Origin of the sequence: Actinomyces lilanjuaniae (assembly GCF_003606385.1) — a bacterium.
Classification (GTDB): domain Bacteria; phylum Actinomycetota; class Actinomycetes; order Actinomycetales; family Actinomycetaceae; genus Actinomyces; species Actinomyces lilanjuaniae.
The window spans coordinates 551,552-571,808 of sequence record NZ_CP032514.1; the positions used below are offsets into that span (position 1 = coordinate 551,552).

Sequence of the window (20,257 nt, forward strand, 5' to 3'; positions counted from 1 at the left end):
CAGGCCCCGTGGCCGGGAGGAGGGGTCGGGACGTGGTTGACCCGCTGTGACACCGGTTGCTAGGCTGCTTCTTGTTATTTCATATGAAAGTTAAGGCGCTGGTTGTTAGAGGAGCGCGTCCTGACGTCGTCCTCCGTGCGGCGCCTGTAGTTATGGAGCGGAGGTTCCTGTGAGCAGTGCGGTCCCAGCTGGGCAGCGTGGGCAACCGCCTTCCCCGGTGGAGGCTCCCGTGCTCATGGAGGAGGAGGCAGAGGGGTTTACGGCTGTCCAGCACGCCCCTGCCAGTTCTCCCTACCAGGACGGCCACTACCCGGGTGCCCCCGTGTATCCCGGGGTATTTCTCATAGAGACGGCCTTCAGGGCGGCGTGCCTCTACCTAGAGAGCCGCGGTGGTGGTCGGCTCTGCCTGGCTGAGGTCAGCAGGGCACGTTTCTCCGCCCCCGGGTTCCCCGGGGACTCGTTCACGGTACAGGCCGGGACGCGCCAGCTGTCCGCCTCCTGCTGGGAGGTCCGGGCGCAGTGCCTGCGCTCGCGCGACGGCCAGCGCCTGGCAGACCTGGTGCTTCGCCTCCGGCGGGCCGAGGCTGCGGACGAGGAGGACGGGGAGTCTGCGACGGCAGCATCAGGAACAGCAGCAGGAACAGGGACAGGCAGGACTAGGACGACGGCCGAGGTGCCGGTCGGCAGGGAGGCCGCCGGTGACTGGGATACCCACTCACTCATCCCGCACCGGGGTGAGATGCTTCTTCTGTCGGAGGTCCTCGGCATCGAGGCGGGCAGGACGGTGCGGGCGACCCACCGCGTCAGTACTGACGAGCCCTGCTTCCGGGGTGCCTGCCTGACGGACACCCCGTGCCCCGCTCCCTGGCCGCGGACCCTGATGACCGAGTTCATCGGCCAGGCTGCGGTACTGCTGTGCTCCTACAGCAGCGGCAGAGGGGCTGACGGCCCCCCACCCTTGTTCACGCGGGCCAGGGGCGTCAGGTTCCTGGGTGACGCCTTCCCCGGGGACACGGTCACCGCAGAGGTGGAGGCCGACCACATCGGCAGCCCCGCGGCTCTGCTCCGAGCCAGGGCCTGGGTGGGCGACAGGCTCGTGTGCGAGATCGACCAGGCCATGATCGTCTACAGCGACATTGGGGGATGACACGTCGCGGGATGACATCGAGGGCGCTCAGCCCTCAGGCTGAGGGACATGAGGCGGGATCGGGTCGGGGAGGCAAACCGATGAGGAGGAGGAGCTGGTCGGTGAGCTGGTCGGTGATCCTGTCCACGTCCTTCTCGTTGAGCAGGTAGAGGCGGACGTAGGGGACGCCCAGCAGGGTGGCGTGAAACTCGTTGATGTTGACAGGGTGGGGGACCGGCTCGTTGAGGACGGAGGAGATGTCGTCGTGGGCACTCTTGATCAGGACGCTCTCCATGGAGGCGCGAAGCTTGGGGTTGCCCGCCATCTCCGCCAGGAGTCCTGGGATGACAGCCAGGCCGACGGGGGAGGCGATCATCGTCACAGTGCTCTCCGCCAGTTGCCGGATGCTGTCCTGGACGCAGCTCGGGTCACTGGCGGCCTGGCCATCCTCGCCCTGTGCCGTGGGGTGGAGAATGAGGTCGAAGACCATCTCCGCCTTGGAGCCCCACCGGCGGTAGATGGTGGTCTTGGCTACCCCGGACTCCTGCGCGACTCCCTCGATAGTTAGTCCCGTGTAGCCGTGCTGGACCACGAGGTCCCTGACGGCAGCCGCCAGCTGTGCATCGGTGTGGGCGCGTCGCGAGGCGTAGTGGCTGGTTCTGCGTGGCTCTGCGGGGTCCATGGTGGTGGGGTCTCTCCTTGTGGTCATGAACAGTGCCGCGGTGCTCCGCTGGTGCGCGTGCACGCGCCGTGATCGCCGCTGGCGCACAGTTCTGGGAGGAAAGTCAGACTACTACAGCGCTGGCACCCCGGTGGGCAGCGCCTGCGCCACCTGCTGAGGCGGGCGCGGACCTGTCGACTCCGACGCGACACGTTGCTGTGTGCTCACGAAGGGCTGGGGCACGCCATCGAGGTGCTACGATACGTTTCGTAAACATCGTCTGAGGAGGACTCGATGGACGAGAGCCAGATGTGGGCCGTTCAGTACCGCCGCTACGGCGGACCCGAGGTGATGGAGGTGGGGCAGGCGGCTGTGCCGAGCCCCTCGGCTGCGCAGGTGCTGGTCGAGGTATCTGCGTTCAGCCTCAACCAGCTGGACCTGGACGGGCGGGCCGGGAGGATGCGGCCCATGATGGGGTTCGGTTTCCCTAAGGGCTCGGGGGTGGACTTCGTCGGCAGGGTTGTGCAGGGCGGTGGTCGTGCAGCAGGAGTAGATGACGGCGACGTGGTGTGGGGCTACACCGGCCTGAAGCCGCCGGGGCGGGCCGCCGCTGCGGCTCAGTACGTGGCCACTGGCGCTGACCAGGTAGCCAGGGCGCCTAGGACCATACCCCCGGGTGAGGCGGCCGCGCTCCCGCTGGTGGGGCTGACCGCTCTGCAGGCGCTGCGGGCGCTGCGTGTGGGCAGCGGCAAGCAGGTCCTGGTCGTCGGGGGCAATGGCGGGGTCGGGTCGGCTACCATCCAGGTGGCTCGCCTGCTCGGTGCCGAGGTGGACGCGGTGGTCGGTCGGCAGAGTCAGGCGGCTGAGCGGGCTGGCGCGAGGCAGCTCTACAACTACCACTCTGGTGGGCCGGAGCAGATCACCAGGAAGTACGACGCCGTCGTCAACGCCGCGGGGGCCAGCATGCTCGCCTACAGGAGGACGACTGCCCGCGGAGGCGAGGTCATGGCGCTGTCCCCGGCTGCGATACCGCTGGTCGTCTTGTCTCTCCTCAGTCCCGGTGCCAGGATCCGGACGATGTCGGCCAGGTCGGTGCCCGAGGACCTGACCTGGCTGGCCGACCGTGTAGACGACGGGTCGCTAGTCCCCATCATCGACACGAGCTACGAGCTCAAGGACGTCGCCCGGATGCACGAGGACGCGCAGGCGCGGTCGGCCTGCGGAAAGCGTGTGGTGGTTGTGGGGCAGCACTGAGCGGCACCGGGGTTGCTGGGCCTGCTCCCCACGTCACGGGGTGCCACAAAGGCGTCCCGGCACACCGATAGGGCCAGCAGAGGTCAGTACTGCTCTGCTTCCAGGGACTCCTCCCTGGAAGCGGCCACCAGTTCGTAGCGCTCGTAGTGGTCGAGCACGTCGTTGCAGATCTGGTTGCCCTCGTAGGGGTAGATGCTGTAGCTCAGCCCCTCCCCAAGCGTGACCTCGAGGTGGATCGTCGTGTCCTCTGCCCTGATCATGCGAGCACCGTAGGAGGTGGCTCGCGAGCGCCGGATCTGGACCGGATAGATGAAGTCCTCGCCGTCCTCGTCCTGTGACAGCGCCTCCAGCTGGACACGCTTGAAGACGTCGTGCTGGAGGCCGTCCGATATCTCACGGACCACGGCGGGGACCCCGCGCTCCTGCAGGGCCGCGGCAACCTCGTCCAGGGCGGGCATGATGACGTTCTGGAGCCGCTGCTCGGCCTGGCGGGAGGACACCGAGCCCAGCGACAGCGACAGGCGCCGCCGCCACGACCCCACCGAGATCGTCGGCTCGGGACTGGTCCACTGGACCGCGAAAGAACGGTAGACCGCCTGCTCGTGCTCGTGCTCCTCGCGCAGAGCCCGGTTGAGGCCCACCATGACGAGCACCAGGACAAGGGCAAAGGGCACCGCCATGATGATCGTGGCGCTTTGCAGGGCCGTGATGCCACCGACCAGCAGCATGCCGATCGTCAGCGCCCCTGTGACCGCCGCCCACAGGATGCGCAGCGAGGGGCGGGCGTCGGTGTCGGCTGTAGGCAGCTCGCTGCACAGGTTGGCCATGACCAGGGCGCCGGAGTCGGCGGAGGTGACGTAGAACAGCAGCCCTACGAGTGTCGACAGGGCGACCAGCATGGGGGTGCCCGGCACCGTGGTGAGCAGCTCGAAGAACCCCTGCTCCGGGGAGGCCTCCACGGCCTGCCCGAACGCGGAGTCCCCGTCCATGATCCGCTTCACCGCGGTGTTGCCGAAGATCGAGATCCACATGATGATGTAGGAGAAGGGGATCACCAGGGTGCCCAGGACGAACTGGCCGATCGTGCGCCCCTTGGAGATGCGTGCCAGGAACATGCCCACGAACGAGGCCCAGGCGATCCACCACGCCCAGAAGAAGAGCGTCCAGGACTGCATCCACTCACTCGGGTAGCTGTAGGCCATCGTGTCCAGGGTCATCCCGGGGAACATGGTGACGAAGTCGCCGACGTTCATGACCATGGCGCGCAGCAGGAACGTGGTGCTGCCGGTGACCAGCGCCCAGCCGGCCAGGACGATCGCCAGCGCCACGTTGAGCTGGGACAGCAGGCGCACACCCCTGTCGACGCCGGTGGTAGCCGATACCGTGGCCAGGACTACCGCCAGGACCACCAGCATCGTCTGGGCCCCGAGCCCCTGCGGCACCCCGAACAGGATGTTCAGGCCCACGTTGAGCATAACCACGCCGATGCCCAGCGAGGTGGCGACACCGAAGATCGTGCCGATCACCGTCGCGACGTCGATCGAGTGCCCGATGGGACCGCGGACTCGCTTGCCGAAGAGGGGCACCAGCACCGAGCGCACGGCCAGCGGCGCCTTCTTGCGGTGGGCGAAGTATCCCAGGGCTAGCCCCATGAGGGCGTACATCCCCCAGCCGGTGACGCCATAGTGGTAGATCGTCCACACGGTCGACTCACGGGCGGCCTCCACGGTCTGTCCGGGCACCTGGGGCGGGGAGAGGAACTGTGTCGCAGGCTCGGCGACGGCGTAGAACATGAGGTCCGTGCCGATGCCTGCGGCGAACAGCATGGCCGCCCAGGAGAAGGTGGAGTACTGGGGCGGTCGTAGTCACCCCCCAGGCGCACGCTGGCGTAGCGGAAGCCCACGTAGATGACGAACAGCAGCGCTGCGGTGGCCAGTGTGATGTAGAACCAGCCGAGGTGGTCGGCAGCCCACACCACGGTGGTGTCCAGGACGCGGCCCGCCGCCGTCGGTGTCGCCAGGCACCAGGTGGCCATGAGCCCAGTGACCAGCAGGGAGGTGATAAGCACGGGTCGCTTGACGGGTGGCAGGCTGTCCTGGACGGCCGCCTGCCGGGCACCCTGGGCTGGTTGTCGTGGTGTCTGGTTGCCTCCGTCTTTGTCGTTGTCTCCCGGTTTTTCCCTTAGTTGTTTCGTCTTCTGGCCCGCCTCCTTCATCAGGCACCCCCGGTATGGCGGGCTAAGGCCGGGTGCTGCGCCTCGGCCTGCGCGGCGCTGGGGAGCTCCGTGGGAGCGTCCCAGCTGTTGTTGCGAGGGTCCCCTGGCGGGTAGGCCGGCATCGATCCGTCGGCCTTGAAGACCGGGGTGTGCTCGGGTGCCAGCGGGGTGCTGCCGGTGATGAGGTCGGCCGCCTTCTCCGCCACCATCATGACCGGCGCATAGATGTTGGCGTTGGTGATGGTCGGGAAGACCGAGGCGTCGACGACGCGCAGCCCCTGGGTGCCGTGGACCCGCATGGAGGAGGGGTCGACGACGGACATGTCGTCGGTGCCCATCTTCGCCGAGCACGAGGGGTGCAGTGCGGTCTCGGCGTCCTGGGCGACCCAGCGGAGGATCTCCTCGTCGGAGGAGACCTCGGGACCGGGGGAGATCTCCCCGGCGTCGAAGGGGGCCAGGGCCGGCTGGGCCAGGATGTGGCGGGCGGCACGGACCACCTCGACCCACTCACGTCGGTCGCGCTCTGTGGACAGGTAGTTGAACAGGATGGACGGGCGCACGCCGGCGTCGGGGCTCGTGATGTGGATGCGGCCGCGTACGTCGGAGTTCATCGGCCCGATGTGCACCTGGTAGCCGTGCTTGGAGGCCGGGGCGGAGCCGTCGTAGCGCACTGCGATGGGCAGGAAGTGGAACTGCAGGTTCGGGTAGGCCACGTCGTCGTTGGTGCGGATGAAGCCGCCGCCCTCGAAGTGGTTAGAAGCTCCTACGCCCGAGTCGAGGAACAGCCACTGAGCGCCGATGTAGGGTGCCTTCCACATCCTCAGCCACGGGGCGATCGAGACCGGCTGGAGGCACTCGTGCTGGAGGTAGACCTCCAGGTGGTCCTGCAGGTTCTCACCGACGCCTGGCAGCTCGACGCGCGGCCGCACGCCCGCGGCCTGCAGCACCCCGGGGTCACCCACCCCGGACAGCTCCAGCAGCTGGGGGGTGTTGAAGGCGCCACCGCACAGGATGACCTCGTCGGCCTCCACGTGGTGGTACCTGCCCAGGCGGCTGAAGTTGACGCCGGTCACACGGGTGCCGCTCCACGTCAGCCTTGTCACATACGCGAGGGTGGTGACGTCAAGGTTCCTGCGGTCGCGCACCGGGCGCAGGTAGGCGCGCGCCGCGCTCCAGCGGGAGCCGTGCCGGGTGTTGCGGTCAAAGGGCGCGAACCCCTCCTGGCGGTAGCCGTTGACGTCGTCGGTATGCGGGTACCCGGCCTGGGCCGCCGCCTCGAAGAAGGCCTGGAACAGTGGTGAGGTGGCGGGGCCGCGGTCCAGGTGGAGCGGGCCCGCTCCACCTCGCCAGGCGTTGGCGCCGGCCCGGCGGGTCTCCATGCGCCTGAAGTAGGGCAGGCAGTGGGCGAAGTCCCACTCCTCCATCCCCGGGCTGGCAGCCCAGCGGTCGTAGTCACCCGGGTTGCCGCGCTGGAAGATCATGCCGTTGATCGACGACGACCCGCCCAGAACCTTGCCCCGAGCGTGCTTGACGCGGCGTCCCCCCATGTAGGGCTCGGGGTCCGTCTCGTAGGCCCAGTCGTAGAGGGGGTTGCCAGCCGGGAACATGAGCGCGGCCGGCATGTGCACAAGAGGGTCGAGGAGGAAGTCGGCGCGGCCGGCCTCCAGGACAAGGACGGAGGTAGCGGGGTCCGCAGACAGGCGGTTGGCCAGGGCCGATCCAGCTGATCCTCCTCCGACGATGACGTAGTCGTAGCGCTTCTTCACGTGAGCTTCTCCCTCTTCTTGGTGTGTTTCCTGTGCTTCCTGGTGCTCTTCGCGGGCAGGCTGCTGTACTTTGCGACTTTGATGTGCCTTTTTGATGTGCCTTGCTGTACGCCTCCTCCGCGTAGCGCCGACGGGGCTACCCTGCTGCGCAGGGGTCGGCGAACCACCCGGCCCGTGCCGGCCGGAGGTTGTGCCAGATGTGCTTGTGCTCCTGGTACTCGGCCAGGCCGGCGACTCCCAGCTCGCGGCCGACCCCGGACTGCTTCATGCCGCCCCACTCGGCCTGCGGCACGTAGGGGTGGTAGTCGTTGATCCAGATCGTCCCGTGGCGCAGCCGCCGGGCTACGCGCTCGGCGCGTCCGGCGTTCTCGGTCCACACCGCGCCCGCGAGCCCGTAGATGGTGTCGTTGGCGATGGCCACCGCAGCGTCCTCGGCCTCCTGGGGCGCTGACCCGCTGAAGGTCTCGACGGTGAGGACGGGGCCGAAGGACTCCTCGTGCACGCAGGCCATATCGGAGGTGCAGCCGTCCAGGATCGTCGGCGGGTAGTACCAGCCGGACTCCAGCCCCGCGCCGCTGGGACGCTGCCCGCCGCAGCGCAGGACGGCGCCCTCGGCCACGGCCTGGGCCACGTACTGCTCCACCTTGTCTCGGTGGGCCTGGCTGATGAGCGGGCCGGTCTCCGCCTCGGGGTCGAAGGGACCACCCAGACGGATGGCCTCGGCCCGCCGGACGAGCTCGTCGACCACCTGGTCGTGGACCGACTCCTCGACCACCAGCCGTGCACCCGCTGAGCAGACCTGCCCGGAGTCGAGGAAGACGGCCGTGAGCGCGTTGTCGACCGCGGCGTCCAGGTCGGCGTCGGCGAAGACGACGTTGGGGTTCTTGCCGCCCAGCTCCAGTGCCACCCGCTTGACCGTGCCGGAGGCGGAGGCCATGATCGACCGCCCGGTATCCAGCCCGCCGGTGAAGGACACCAGGTCGACGTCGGGCGACTCCGTGAGGACCGGGCCCACGACCCCGCCGGAGCCCAGCACCAGGTTGGCCACACCGTCGGGCAGGCCGAGCTCGGTAAGCGTGCGGCACAGCCACACGGCGGTCTGGGGTGTGAGCGCCGCTGGCTTGAGGACGAAGGTGTTGCCCGCCGCGAGGGCGGGCGCGACCTTCCAGGCTGTCTGGAGCAGCGGGTAGTTCCACGGGGTGATCAGTGCGCACACGCCAACCGGCTCGGTCACCACACGGCTGGCGACGTCGGGCACCCCGGTGTCGACCACCCGGCCGGCCTCGTCCTGGGCGAGGGACGCGAAGTGGCGGAACACGGACACGATGTCGGCCATGTCGACAAGGCTCTCCACATGACGCTTGCCGGTGTCCAGCGACTCCAGGCGGGCCACTGCGTCCGACTCCGTCTCGAGCCTGTCGGCCAGTGCGGTCAGGAGCCTGGCGCGCTGGGGGGACGGGGTGCCAGGCCAGGGGCCGTGGTCGAAGGCGTAGCGGGCTGCGGCCACGGCAGCCCGGGCGTCCTGGACGGTGGCCTCGGGGACCTCGGCCACCTGTGTCCCGTCAGCCGGGCACACGATGGACCGGGTGCCTCCGTCTGATGCGGCTGTCCACTGGCCGCCGATGAGCAGCTGGTTGACGAGTGTGTCCTGTGTCTCCTGAGTCACGGTTGCCCCCTATGTCTGGTCGGGTGTCTGGAATGTTGCTGTGTCTTCAGGGCTGATGATGTCGGTGGACGTCGAGGTGCTGATGCGGTCGTAGACCTGGTGAGGCTGCTCGTACCCAGGTCCTTCTGGGTGGTCCTTCCGCTGTGCAGTTGTCATGCGCGACCGGGGCCGGGGAGCCGCAGCGGCTGGCAGGAGCCGGGGCCCGTGGTGACGAAGTGATTTCATCCTAGCGGCGATAGTTGCTGAGTGCAGGGGGGAGGCGTCATTATGGGCTATACCGACTGTATTTGTATGGCTGCATGAGAGCGTTAGGCTTATGTGTAGACGGATTGCGTATACCGCCTGGGTGGTCCGTTCTGCGGCCGTGTTCGGCTGACCGGTGGGCCGGTGGAGTGGGGTATGAATTTCACTGGAACTTGCCGGTATGTGGCGGCATGCGTGTCGGGCGGCGAGCCTGTCCCGGTCGCCCGGTGGCGCGCCTATTCCTGAGCCGCCCTGACTCAACCTTGCCTCACGCCTACCGCGAACAGGGGCATGGGCCCCTGTCCGTCCTGGTTAGCCTTGTCAGCACGTGCCCAAGCGCCCTCTGCTCCTAGGCGCTCCGCCACCTGGCTTCCTGAGACGCAGGAGGGTGCCGCACCGAGCACGTGCCGAGGAGGAACCACTGATGTTTGAACGCTTTACTGACCGTGCCCGCCGCGTCGTCGTCCTGGCCCAGGACGAGGCCCGGGCGCTCAACCACAACTACATCGGCACCGAGCACCTCCTTCTTGGCCTCATCCACGAGGGCGAGGGGGTGGCTGCCAAGGCTCTGGAGTCCATGGACATCTCCCTGGATGCCGTGCGTGCACAGGTGGTGGAGATCATCGGCGAGGGGCAGTCGGCCCCTACCGGCCACATCCCCTTCACTCCCCGGGGCAAGAAGGTCTTCGAGCTGTCCATGCGTGAGGCGCTCCAGCTCGGCCACAACTACATCGGCACCGAGCACCTGCTCCTGGGCCTGCTGCGCGAGGGGGAGGGCGTTGCCGCGCAGGTGCTGACCAACCTGGGCGGGGACCTCTCCAGCGTCCGCCAGACCGTGCTGCAGATGCTGTCGGGCTACGAGGGCAAGGAGACTGTCAACGCGGGCGGCCCCTCCAAGGAGGGCACGCCGTCGGGCAGCGCCATCCTGGACCAGTTCGGCCGCAACCTGACCGCGGCGGCCCGTGAGGGCAAGCTGGACCCGGTCATCGGGCGCCACAAGGAGATGGAGCGGGTCATGCAGATCCTCTCCCGCCGCACCAAGAACAACCCCGTCCTCATCGGGGAGCCCGGCGTGGGCAAGACAGCCGTCGTGGAGGGGCTGAGCCAGGCCATCGTCCACGGCGACGTCCCTGAGTCGCTGCGGGACAAGCAGCTCTACTCCCTGGACATGGGCTCCCTGGTCGCGGGCTCGCGCTACCGTGGTGACTTCGAGGAGAGGCTCAAGAAGGTCCTCAAGGAGGTGCGCACCCGTGGGGACATCGTCCTGTTCATCGACGAGATCCACACCCTGGTAGGGGCGGGGGCAGCCGAGGGCGCCGTGGACGCCGCCAGCATCCTCAAGCCCATGCTGGCCCGTGGTGAGCTCCAGACCATCGGCGCTACCACCCTGGAGGAGTACCGCAAGATCGAGAAGGACGCCGCCCTGGAGCGTCGCTTCCAGCCGGTGACTGTGGACCAGCCGAGCATCGAGGAGACGGTCGGCATCCTCACCGGGCTGCGGGACCGCTACGAGGCATTCCACCGCGTGGTCATCACCGATGACGCTATCGAGGCTGCCGCCAAGCTCTCCGAGCGCTACATCAACGATCGCTTCCTGCCGGACAAGGCTATCGACCTGGTGGACGAGGCCGGCGCGCGCCTGCGCATCCGTCGCATGACCGCGCCCCAGGAGCTGCGCGACATCGACGAGAAGATCGCCGAGGTCAAGCGGGAGAAGGAGTCGGCGATCGACGACCAGGACTTCGAGCGGGCCGCGTCCCTGCGTGACGACGAGCACCGCCTGGCCGAGGAGCGCGCCTCCCGGGAGAAGGCCTGGCGCTCCGGCGACCTGGACCAGGTCGCCGAGGTCGATGAGAACCTCATCGCCGAGGTCCTGGCTATGTCCACCGGCATCCCCGTGGTCAAGCTGACCGAGGCCGAGTCCGCCAAGCTCCTCAACATGGAGACCGAGCTGCACAAACGCATCGTTGGTCAGAACAAGGCGATTGAGGCCCTGTCCAAGTCGATCCGGCGCACCCGCGCGGGCCTGAAGGACCCCAAGCGTCCTGGCGGCTCCTTCATCTTCGCCGGCCCCACCGGCGTGGGCAAGACCGAGCTGGCCAAGGCGCTGGCGGAGTTCCTCTTTGACGACGAGGACGCCCTCATCCAGCTGGACATGTCCGAGTTCGCCGAGAAGCACACCGTCTCACGCCTCTTTGGAGCACCCCCCGGCTACGTCGGCTACGACGAGGGCGGGCAGCTGACCGAGAAGGTGCGGCGCCGTCCCTTCTCCGTGGTGCTGTTCGACGAGGTGGAGAAGGCCCACCCCGATATCTTCAACTCACTGCTGCAGATCCTGGAGGATGGCCACCTCACCGACGCCCAGGGGCGCGTGGTGGACTTCAAGAACACCGTCATCATCATGACCACGAACCTGGGCAGCAAGGACATCGGCAAGTCGGTGGCTACCGGCTTCCAGTCCACGGAGTCTGGCGCCATGGACTACGAGGAGATGAAGGCCCACGTCAACCGTGAGCTCAAGCAGCAGTTCCGGCCTGAGTTCCTCAACCGCGTGGATGACCTCATCGTCTTCCCGCAGCTGACCAAGGAGGAGGTCCGCCAGATCGTGGACCTCATGATCACCCGCCTGGCGGGCCGCCTGGCCGAGCAGGAGATGACCATCGAGCTGACCGACGCCGCCAAGGAGCTCCTGGCCGAGCGTGGCTTTGATCCCGTCCTGGGCGCGCGGCCTCTACGCCGTGCTATCCAGCGTGACATCGAGGATGCCCTGAGCGAGAAGATCCTCTTCGGGGAGATCGAGCGCGGACAGAAGGTGGTGGTCGACGCCGAGGGCGAGTCGATCCTCGGGGAGTTCATCTTCCGTGGCGTGCCTTGGACCCCGGCCGAGCGTGAGGCGGCTGCGGTACGTGAGGCGGAGAAGATCGCCTCCTCCGCTGGGTCTGCCGGTACTCCTGTGGGGGCGCCGAGGACACCCGTGGGCGGTGGAGAGGGCGCCGCGCCAGCTCCTGGGGGTGCCTACTGAGGCATCCTGTGATGTAGGCACTCACGGCTCGGACGGGCGTCCGCCTGTCCGGGCCGTGAGGCTTTTCTCGGAGGGCTGATTCCTACGACGTGACCTGTCACGGCGGGGCTGCACGCGTGACGGCAACTCCATGGGAGGAGCGTCATGGTGTGAGAATGGCCCGATGCCTCCCACCTTACCGCCCTGGGTATCTCTGGACCGTTACAGTTAGGCAACGGCCGCGGCCGTGTACCCACAGGCACGACCCAGGTATCTGGGCTCGCCGCTCGTCGACGAACAGGCCTTATGACTCAGTCCAGATACGCTCCACGGCACATCAACAGGTTCCGGCGTCCGCTGCTGCGTACCACCAACGCGGCGGCGGTTGTCGTGGGTGCCTGCGTCCTGGTGGCTGTGCTGCCCCTGCTCGGCTGGCCCCGTCCCGCTACTGCCCTGGTTGGCCTTGTCGCGCTGGGGACGACGTTGGGGCTGGTCACGGCACCGCCTACCTCCGCCCTGAAGTGGGGCGTCCTGCCTCACGGCGGCCGTCGGGGCTGGGCCGTCACGATGGTCCTGGCCATGTCCCCGGCAATCCTCCTGGGTCTAGCCTTCCCGGTGGTGGCTGGTCGTGTGTCCGCGCACTCAGCGGGGGGTGTCAACCTCCAGGTCATCATCCTCAGCGTGTCGGTGGCGGTGCCCTGGCTCAGCCAGGTCACCGGCAACCCTGTCTACCGGCTCCTGGGTGACTCGATCGGGCGGGGACCTGCGGCTCTTCTGAGGCGCTACTGCTCGGTGTGGCCCGCCCTATTCGCCTGGGCGCTCGTTCCTACGCTCGCAGTCGTGCTGGTGATGGCTGCCGTGACCCGCTGGCAGCCTGCCGCTGTGGCGGCACACCTGCTCCTCCTCCTGCTCCACGTGGTCTTTGTCCAGTCGCTCATCGTGGCTGACGTGGCGGGTCGGCGACGTCTGTGGGCCTTCGGGTGGCTCTGCTACGCGGCTGCCCTCCTCGCCGCGCCGGGGTGGTGGTTCCTTCCGCCCCTGGCGGGCACGCTCAGCCAGGTCGTCCCGATGGGAGCGGCACTGAGGCAGCTGGTGCGTCCCAGCCCGGTGCCCGCGGTGCCCCTGCTCCAGGACATGGCCCGGGGAATGGTCCTGGGCGGCGTGCTGTGGTCGGACAAGTTCTTTCTGTTCCTCGCGGTGCGTCAGGACTTTGAGGTCGCGCTGGTCTACCTGTGCCTCCAGCCTGCCGTCGTCGCCTACTGCTACTACTTCGCAGTGACCTCACCCCGGCTCAACACGGAGATCGCGCTGTTCCAGGCCCAGCTCAACGAGGACGACATGACCGGGCTGCGTGCCCGGGGCAAGGTGCTGCGCCACCTGCTGGACGCGAGCCTGGTACGGGCCGGGTCCGTGGGCGCGGGCGCCGTGGTCGTGGAGGTGACGGTGGTGGCGCTGCTGGACCCTGCCCGGGTGCCGCTGGTGCTTGCTGTCGCCTCCTCCTCCCTGCTGTTCACCGTCCTCACGCTCCTGTCCTACGAGATCGACCATATCGGCGACCAGGCTTCGGCCCTGCTGCTGTCAGGTGCGCACGTCGCTGCGGCTGCCGGGCTCCTGCTGCATCTGGGTGGCACAGGTGCCTACCAGGTCCTGGTGGGTGTCGACCTGGTCCTGTGCCTAGTGGCTCTGGTCGTCTACCGCCGACGCTGGGCCTCTCCCGAGTACTCCTTCTTTTGGGGAAAGGCGATGTCCTGGTGAGCTCCTCGTCCTATCGGGCACGGCTGGAGAGCCTGCCCTCCTACTACTCGGCTCCTGCGGGTGGCTACGCACCGTTACCCGCAGCGCAGCCCTCGGCAACTGAGGTGTCTGCTGGTCCGGTGCTGGACACTAGCGGGCGGGCAGCGGCCGCGCAGGTGCTGGGCACCGGTGACGGGAACGTGGCCCGACACCCGGACAGCATGTGGCTGAGCACCGAGCGGCCTGCGCGTGCGCACCCCGCTGCGCGTAGCGGCACCCCCCGCGAGCGCCTCGCCGGGCGTACGGCCCCGTCTCAGCCTGAGGGTCAGCAGAAGGACGGGGGCAGGGGGGTTGCTGCATCCCCCTCCGCAGAGCGACGTTGGCACGCAGGCCGCCACGTGCGTCCCGCTGCTGCCGGAACGACCCCCTCGACCCCGGTAAGTCCTGAGCCCGCATCGGTGCGGCAACCTGTGTCGATCCCGCTCTCCGCCTCACCGAGGCAGGGGGTGGCACCGGGAATGACGCCGGACGCCAGCGGCTACGGGTTTGTCGCTGCCGCTGCGCCCGACCTCACCTCCCCCTACAGCCCGCTGCCGACTCAGCACCGCCCGGCCGAGGGGCCGGGGGACTCTCGCAGCTCTGTCCTGTCGCCTCCTGCCGCCCCGCAGTCGGCACCCGGGGAGACGCATTCGGCCACGACCCTGGTCCCCTCCGGTCAGGCGCCCGGTGGTGGCGCCGGCAGCATCACGGAGGCCGGCGGTGCTGCCGATGCTGGGCAGTCCCTGCACGGTGGGGACGACGCCTCCCGGCTGCCTGACGGCGTCCCGGCAGACGGCTTCTACCAGGACGTGGACGTCGCCATCGTCATGGAATCCACCTACCCCTACCTCAAGGGTGGTGTCTCCGCCGTCGTGCACGACATCATCACCGGCAACCCCGAGCTGACCTTCGGGATCATCCACATCACCTGGGACTCCCACGCCCCCAGCCGCGACCTCTACGGGATGCCGGGCAACGTCGCCTGGGTCCGGGTCCTCTACCTGTCCATGGAGGAGCACCAGCAGGACTTTCTGCGGGCGCGCCCCCGCGACCTGCGCATGAGCCGTCGTCAGCGGCGCACCCTGTCGGCGCGCCTGGTGGACTCTCTCATCGCCCTGGCCAGCGAGGGGCGCACCGAGCCGCTGTGGGAGATTATCACCGAGGGCCTGGGCGGGGGGTCCCGGCGCTACCCGGTGTGGGCGATCCTGGGTACCCAGGAGTTCATGGAGGTCTACCGGGAGAGAATGCCTGACCTGGACATGCCCATGTCCGAGGTCTTCTGGTGCCTGCGCGACTTCTTCTCCCTGGCCTACGCAGTCTTGTCGGAGTCGATGCCGCGTGCCGCCGTCTACCACGCCCACACCACCGGGTACGCCGCCCTGCTCAGTGTCAACGCAGCCAAGGAGCACGGCACCTCCTTCCTGCTGACCGAGCACAACCTCTACGTCCGCGACACGGTCAACACCCTCCTGGACCGCCGTCTGGACTACGACATCACGCTCAACGACTACCGAACCTTTGACGTCACCGGCAGGCAGCGCATGTGGATGGCGTGGTGGCTGGAGATGGGGCGGCTGTGCTACCCCTACGCATATGCCACCACCTACCTCTACCCGCGGGCGATCACGGAGGCGACCGAGCTCGGGGGCGACGCCAGCAAGGCGGTGGTTATCCCCAACGGCATCGTTACCAGCGAGTTCGACGCCTCCTACGCCGCCCGTATGAGGGCTGTGCAGGCCATCAGGCAGGAGGGGGCGGACAACCACCTGTGGAAGCTGGTCTACATCGCCCGGGTCGTGCCCATCAAGGGGCTGGTGGACATGATCGAGTCGGTGAGGACCATGGTGGACCGGGGACTGAGGATCCACCTGGACGTCTGCGGGCCTACGGAGCACCACCCCTCCTACTATGAGAAGTGCCTCAACCGCATCGTCGAGCTGGGGCTGGAGTCGGTCATCACGATCCGAGGCACGATCAAGGTCCGCCAGCACCTCCCGGACTTCGACCTCTTTGTCCTGCCCAGCTACAACGAGGGTCTTCCCGTGGTCTCGCTGGAGACCATGGGGGCGGGTATCCCTACCGTCAGCACCGACGTCGGGGCGGTGCGCTCGGTGGTCGCCGACGAGATCGTCGCCGAGGACGGCACGGTGTGGGGGCCGTGCGGCACCATTATCGAGCCAGGAGACCCGGTGCTCATGGCGGACAAGGTCCAGGAGATCATCCAGGACGTGGACCTGTACCAGCAGCTGTGCCTGGCGGCGCGGGGCCGTGTTGAAGCCGCCTACAACCTAGACAAGGTCAATGCTGCCTACAACCGTGTGTACCGTCAGGGCGGGGCAGGCAGGACCGGGAGAAAAGGAGCGCGCGCGTGAGCGGAGTCGGCGCCTGGGTCCGCTACGGGGACCCTCTGGGGCGTGAGGAGGTGGACTTCGCTGCCCGGCACTACCGGGTGGCCATTCTCCAGCCCTGGGAGACGCAGGCGGCTGAGCGTCTCAAGCAGGAGCGGCCGGACATGACCGTGCTGGCCTACCGGTGCCTGTCCTCGGCCCGGGACTTCGAGCCGCCGCAGCGCTGCGCCTCCGGCCTCACCTTCGACGAGCTGCGCCAGCGCGACTGGCTCGCCCGGCGCCGTGACGGCAGCCTGGTGGAGTGGTCGAGCTATCCCGGCCACTTCCAGGCGCGGGTGTGGGACCCGGGCTATCGGGTGCGCTGGGTGGAGCAGGTCTGTGAGGACATCGCGGACACCGCCTTTGACGGCGTGATGTCTGACAATGACGTCTTTGAGGACTACTACGACCTGGACCTGCCCCTGGAGGGGGTCGAGGACGCCGCCAGCCTGCGCAGGGTCCTGGACGGCTTCGTGGAGCAGGTCGGCTGGGGTCTGGCGGGAGTCGGCAAGATCCTGGTTCCCAACATTGCCGAGGCGCGGCGCGAGCCCGGCCGCTGGGAGTACCACGCCTCCTGGGGCGGGGGCTTTGACGAGTGCTGGCTCGGCTGGGGGGAGGCGACGCTCTTTGACGAGCCCACCTCGTTGGCCCAGGTCCACGAGCTCGACGGTCCCGGGCTGTCCGTGGTGCGCACGCCCGACGGGGGTGGTGGGGGCAGCCCGCACCCCCTGTACGGCCTGGCCGCCTTCTGGGTGTTTGGCGCGGGGGAGGGGGCCTACACGGCTACCGGGCACGACGACTACTCCCGCACGCCCTGGTTCCCGGCTCTCGACGCCGACCTGGGGGCGCCGCTGGAGGCGCCCCACCGCCAGGCAGGAGTGTGGGTGCGGGAGTTCGAGGGCGGGACCGCGGCCGTGGTCCTCGACCCGGACCGGGGGGGAGAGCTGGACCTGGCTCCCGGCATGGTGTGTCCTGGTCCCCAGGGCAGGCCCGATGGTGAGCTCCTGCCCCGGCGTGTGGCGCTGGCACCTCACCACGGGCTGCTGGCGCTGCGGCCCTGAGGAGAGGAGCGGGTGCGCACGTGGTCCGCTGTGCGGAAGGTCGGTCTGGTCTGAGGGGCGCACCGTCCAAGGACGGCGTACCGGGAGCAGACCGGTGGTCAGGTGCCGCGCGTTGGCCGGGTTGGGCAGGAGGTAGTCGGTCTCTTCGGGGGACTGGTACTCGGCCAGAGACGATGCGGTCCAGTCGCCACGAAACGCCGTGAGCGACAGTAGTTTGTACCTAGGACTGAGGTCACACTAAAGTAGAACCTGCTTGTGCGTAGCGGTGGGCCGTGAGCTGGGTGGTGGCCACGGCTGGAGGCTGCGGCTGCCGTAGGCAGCCGCATATACCCGTAACCGACCACGGACAACCACAGAAACGACAACACGCCGGGAAGAGAGGCAAGGATGCCCAAGTACGTGTACCGCTTCAGCGAGGGGGACAAGGACCAGAAAGACCTCCTGGGCGGCAAGGGGGCCAACCTGGCTGAGATGACCCGCCTGGGCCTGCCTGTCCCTCCGGGCTTTACCATCACCACGGACGCCTGCCGCGCCTACCTGGCTGACGGTGAGGTCCCTGACGAGCTGGCGGTCCAGGTCACCACCGCGCTGCGCGAGGTGGAGGAGGAGCTCGGCCGCGGGCTGGGGGCCCAGCAGGACCCCCTGCTGGTCTCGGTGCGCTCCGGGGCAAAGTTCTCCATGCCCGGCATGATGGAGACCGTCCTCAACATCGGCCTCAACGACTCCTCCGTGGAGGGACTGGCTGCCGTCAGCGGGGACAGGCGCTTCGCCTGGGACTCCTACCGACGTCTCATCCAGATGTTCGGCAAGACCGTCCTGGACATCGACGGCGACCACTTCTCCGACGCTCTGGAGGCCAAGAAGGAGGCCAGGGGCGTCAGCCTCGACTACGAGCTGGGGGTGGAGGCGCTGACCGAGCTGGTGGAGGAGTACAAGACGATCGTGCGTGAGCACGCGGGTATCGACTTCCCCCAGGACCCGCGCGCCCAGCTCGACATGGCCACCGAGGCTGTCTTCCGGTCCTGGAACACCGAGCGCGCCCACATCTACCGTCGCCGGGAGAAGATTCCCCACGACCTGGGCACGGCTGTCAACGTGTGCACCATGGTCTTCGGCAACATGGGCCAGACCTCAGGGACCGGGGTGTGCTTCACTCGCGACCCCTCCACCGGGCGCTCAGGCGTCTACGGGGACTACCTGGTCAACGCCCAGGGTGAGGACGTCGTCGCGGGTATCCGCAACACCTTGTCCCTGGCTGACCTGGAGCACCTGGACAAGGCCTCCTACGACGAGCTGCGCTCGGCGATGCGCAAGCTGGAGACCCACTACCGCGACCTGTGCGACATCGAGTTCACCATTGAGCGCGGCCGCCTGTGGCTCCTGCAGACCCGGGTGGGCAAGCGCACCGCTGCCGCGGCCTTCCGCGTAGCCACCCAGCTGGTGGACGAGAAGCTCATCACTATGGACGAGGCCCTGACCCGTGTCACCGGCGACCAGCTCACCCAGCTGATGTTCCCTCAGTTCAACGGTGAGACCGACCGGGACCTGCTCACCCGGGCCATGCCCGCCTCCCCGGGGGCGGCTGTGGGCTACGTCGTCTTCGACAACGAGGAGGCGGTGGCCCGCGCCGAGGCGGGAGAGTCCGTCATCCTCGTGCGCCGGGAGACCAACCCGGACGACCTGCCCGGCATGGTGGCCGCCTCCGGTGTGCTGACTGCCAGGGGTGGCAAGACCTCCCACGCCGCCGTCGTGGCCCGCGGTATGGGCAAGACCTGCGTGTGTGGTGCTGAGGCCCTGGAGGTGGACGCCGAGGCCAAGACGCTGCGAGTAGCTGGCCGTGAGGAGGTCCTCACCGGCAAGGACGTCATCGCCATCGACGGGACCACCGGTGAGGTGTTCCTCGGGGAGGTCGCGGTGGTGGACTCCCCGGTCATGACCTACCTGCGCCGTGGCCTGGAGGAGGCGCTGGAGGCGGCTGGCGGCGTGGACACCCGTGAGCTGGTTACCAGCGTGCACCGGCTCATGCGCCACGCGGACAAGGTCCGCCGCCTGGAGGTGAGAGCAAACGCGGACACCCCCGACGACGCCCGTCACGCCATCCACCGTGGCGCCCAGGGGGTGGGGCTGTGCCGTACCGAGCACATGTTCCTGGGGGAGCGCAAGCGCTACGTGCAGAACCTCATCCTGGCCGGGAACCAGGATGAGCGCGAGCGTGCCCTGGCGGCGCTCCTGCCGCTGCAGAAGGGCGACTTCGTGCAGATGCTGGAGACCATGGACGGGCGCCCCATGACGGTGCGTCTCATTGACCCGCCGCTGCACGAGTTCCTCCCTGACCTCACCGAGCTGAGCGTCAAGGTCGCCCTGGAGCGCGAGCGCGGCACCCTGGACCCTGCTGAAGAGGAGCTGCTGGCGGTGGTGCGCCGCTACCACGAGGCTAACCCGATGCTGGGGCTGCGCGGCGTGCGACTCCTGCTGACCATGCCCGGGCTGATCGAGCTGCAGGTGCGGGCCGTGGCTGAGGCGGCGGTCGAGCGGCTTCGGGAGGGGGGTAGCCCGCTCCCGGAGATCATGATCCCGCTGGTGGGCAGCGTCCGTGAGCTCCAGATCGCGCGGGAGCGCGCTGAGGCCGTCCTGGCCGAGGTCTCCGCGGAGACCGGGTACGAGCTGGCCTTCCCGGTAGGCTGCATGATCGAGCTGCCGCGGGCGGCGGTGAGCGCGGACACGATCGCGGAGGAGGCGGACTTCTTCTCATTCGGCACTAACGACCTGACCCAGACCACCTGGGGATTCTCCCGAGACGACGTGGAGAGCACCTTCTTCAAGGAGTACCTGGAGGAGGGGGTCTTTGGCGTCTCCCCCTTCGAGACCGTTGACGAGCGCGGGGTGGGCCACCTGGTGGAGCTCGGGGCGCAGCGGGGACGCTCCGCCAGGCCCGGGCTCAAGCTGGGCGTGTGCGGTGAGCACGGGGGCGACCCGGAGTCCATCGGCTTCTTCCACCGTGTGGGCCTGGACTACGTGTCCTGCTCGCCCTTCCGGGTGCCGGTGGCGCGTCTGGAGGCGGGACGCGCGGCGGTGCTCTCGTCGGCAGGGGAGTAGGCGCCGGG

The 20,257-nt window shown here is 68.3% G+C and carries 10 protein-coding genes and 1 pseudogene; 7 read left to right on the forward strand and 4 right to left on the reverse strand.

Going from position 1 to position 20,257, the window contains the following annotated elements:
- The first annotated feature begins 169 nt into the window (after positions 1-169).
- The gene (locus D5R93_RS02435; protein ID WP_162933785.1) at positions 170-1,147 is read left to right on the forward strand and encodes an ApeI family dehydratase; all 978 of its coding nucleotides are present in this window, start codon (positions 170-172) and stop codon (positions 1,145-1,147) included.
- A gap of 34 nt (positions 1,148-1,181) precedes the next feature.
- Here D5R93_RS02435 and D5R93_RS02440 read toward each other — a convergent pair whose 3' ends face one another.
- On the reverse strand, positions 1,182-1,808 hold the full coding sequence (locus D5R93_RS02440; protein WP_119836359.1) for a TetR/AcrR family transcriptional regulator: 627 nt from the start codon (positions 1,806-1,808) through the stop codon (positions 1,182-1,184).
- Between the two features lie 273 nt (positions 1,809-2,081).
- Between D5R93_RS02440 and D5R93_RS02445 the strand changes: the two genes are divergently transcribed.
- The gene (locus tag D5R93_RS02445) at positions 2,082-3,041 is read left to right on the forward strand and encodes an NAD(P)-dependent alcohol dehydrogenase (protein WP_119836360.1); all 960 of its coding nucleotides are present in this window, start codon (positions 2,082-2,084) and stop codon (positions 3,039-3,041) included.
- Between the two features lie 83 nt (positions 3,042-3,124).
- On the opposite strand, the pseudogene betT reads toward D5R93_RS02445, so the two are convergent.
- The 3 genes and pseudogenes from betT to D5R93_RS02460 all read right to left on the reverse strand — a co-directional run bounded on the left by betT (position 3,125) and on the right by D5R93_RS02460 (position 8,688).
- Positions 3,125-5,256 (reverse strand): annotated as a pseudogene (gene betT, locus D5R93_RS02450) (choline BCCT transporter BetT).
- A complete protein-coding gene (gene betA / locus D5R93_RS02455; protein WP_120203637.1) occupies positions 5,256-7,022 on the reverse strand; it encodes a choline dehydrogenase in 1,767 nt (588 codons plus the stop codon). Before betA ends, betT begins: the two are co-directional and overlap by 1 nt.
- Before the next feature lie 136 nt (positions 7,023-7,158).
- Positions 7,159-8,688, reverse strand: coding sequence for an aldehyde dehydrogenase family protein (locus D5R93_RS02460; RefSeq protein ID WP_120203639.1), 1,530 nt, complete (start codon positions 8,686-8,688; stop codon positions 7,159-7,161).
- A 667-nt stretch (positions 8,689-9,355) separates the two neighbouring features.
- On the opposite strand from D5R93_RS02460, the gene D5R93_RS02465 reads away from it, so the two are divergent.
- The 5 genes from D5R93_RS02465 (at position 9,356) to ppdK (ending at position 20,249) form a co-directional block, all read left to right on the forward strand.
- The gene (locus tag D5R93_RS02465) at positions 9,356-11,953 is read left to right on the forward strand and encodes an ATP-dependent Clp protease ATP-binding subunit (RefSeq protein WP_119836364.1); all 2,598 of its coding nucleotides are present in this window, start codon (positions 9,356-9,358) and stop codon (positions 11,951-11,953) included.
- 285 nt (positions 11,954-12,238) lie between these two features.
- The gene (locus D5R93_RS02470; RefSeq protein WP_120203642.1) at positions 12,239-13,687 is read left to right on the forward strand and encodes a hypothetical protein; all 1,449 of its coding nucleotides are present in this window, start codon (positions 12,239-12,241) and stop codon (positions 13,685-13,687) included.
- On the forward strand, positions 13,684-16,077 hold the full coding sequence (gene pelF, locus D5R93_RS02475; RefSeq protein WP_243106897.1) for a GT4 family glycosyltransferase PelF: 2,394 nt from the start codon (positions 13,684-13,686) through the stop codon (positions 16,075-16,077). The genes D5R93_RS02470 and pelF overlap by 4 nt, the downstream gene beginning before the upstream one ends.
- Positions 16,074-17,153, forward strand: coding sequence for a putative glycoside hydrolase (locus D5R93_RS02480; protein WP_120203644.1), 1,080 nt, complete (start codon positions 16,074-16,076; stop codon positions 17,151-17,153). The genes pelF and D5R93_RS02480 overlap by 4 nt, the downstream gene beginning before the upstream one ends.
- Before the next feature lie 387 nt (positions 17,154-17,540).
- Positions 17,541-20,249, forward strand: a complete 2,709-nt coding sequence (gene ppdK / locus D5R93_RS02485; RefSeq protein WP_119836367.1) for a pyruvate, phosphate dikinase — start codon at positions 17,541-17,543, stop codon at positions 20,247-20,249.
- Positions 20,250-20,257: the final 8 nt, after the last annotated feature.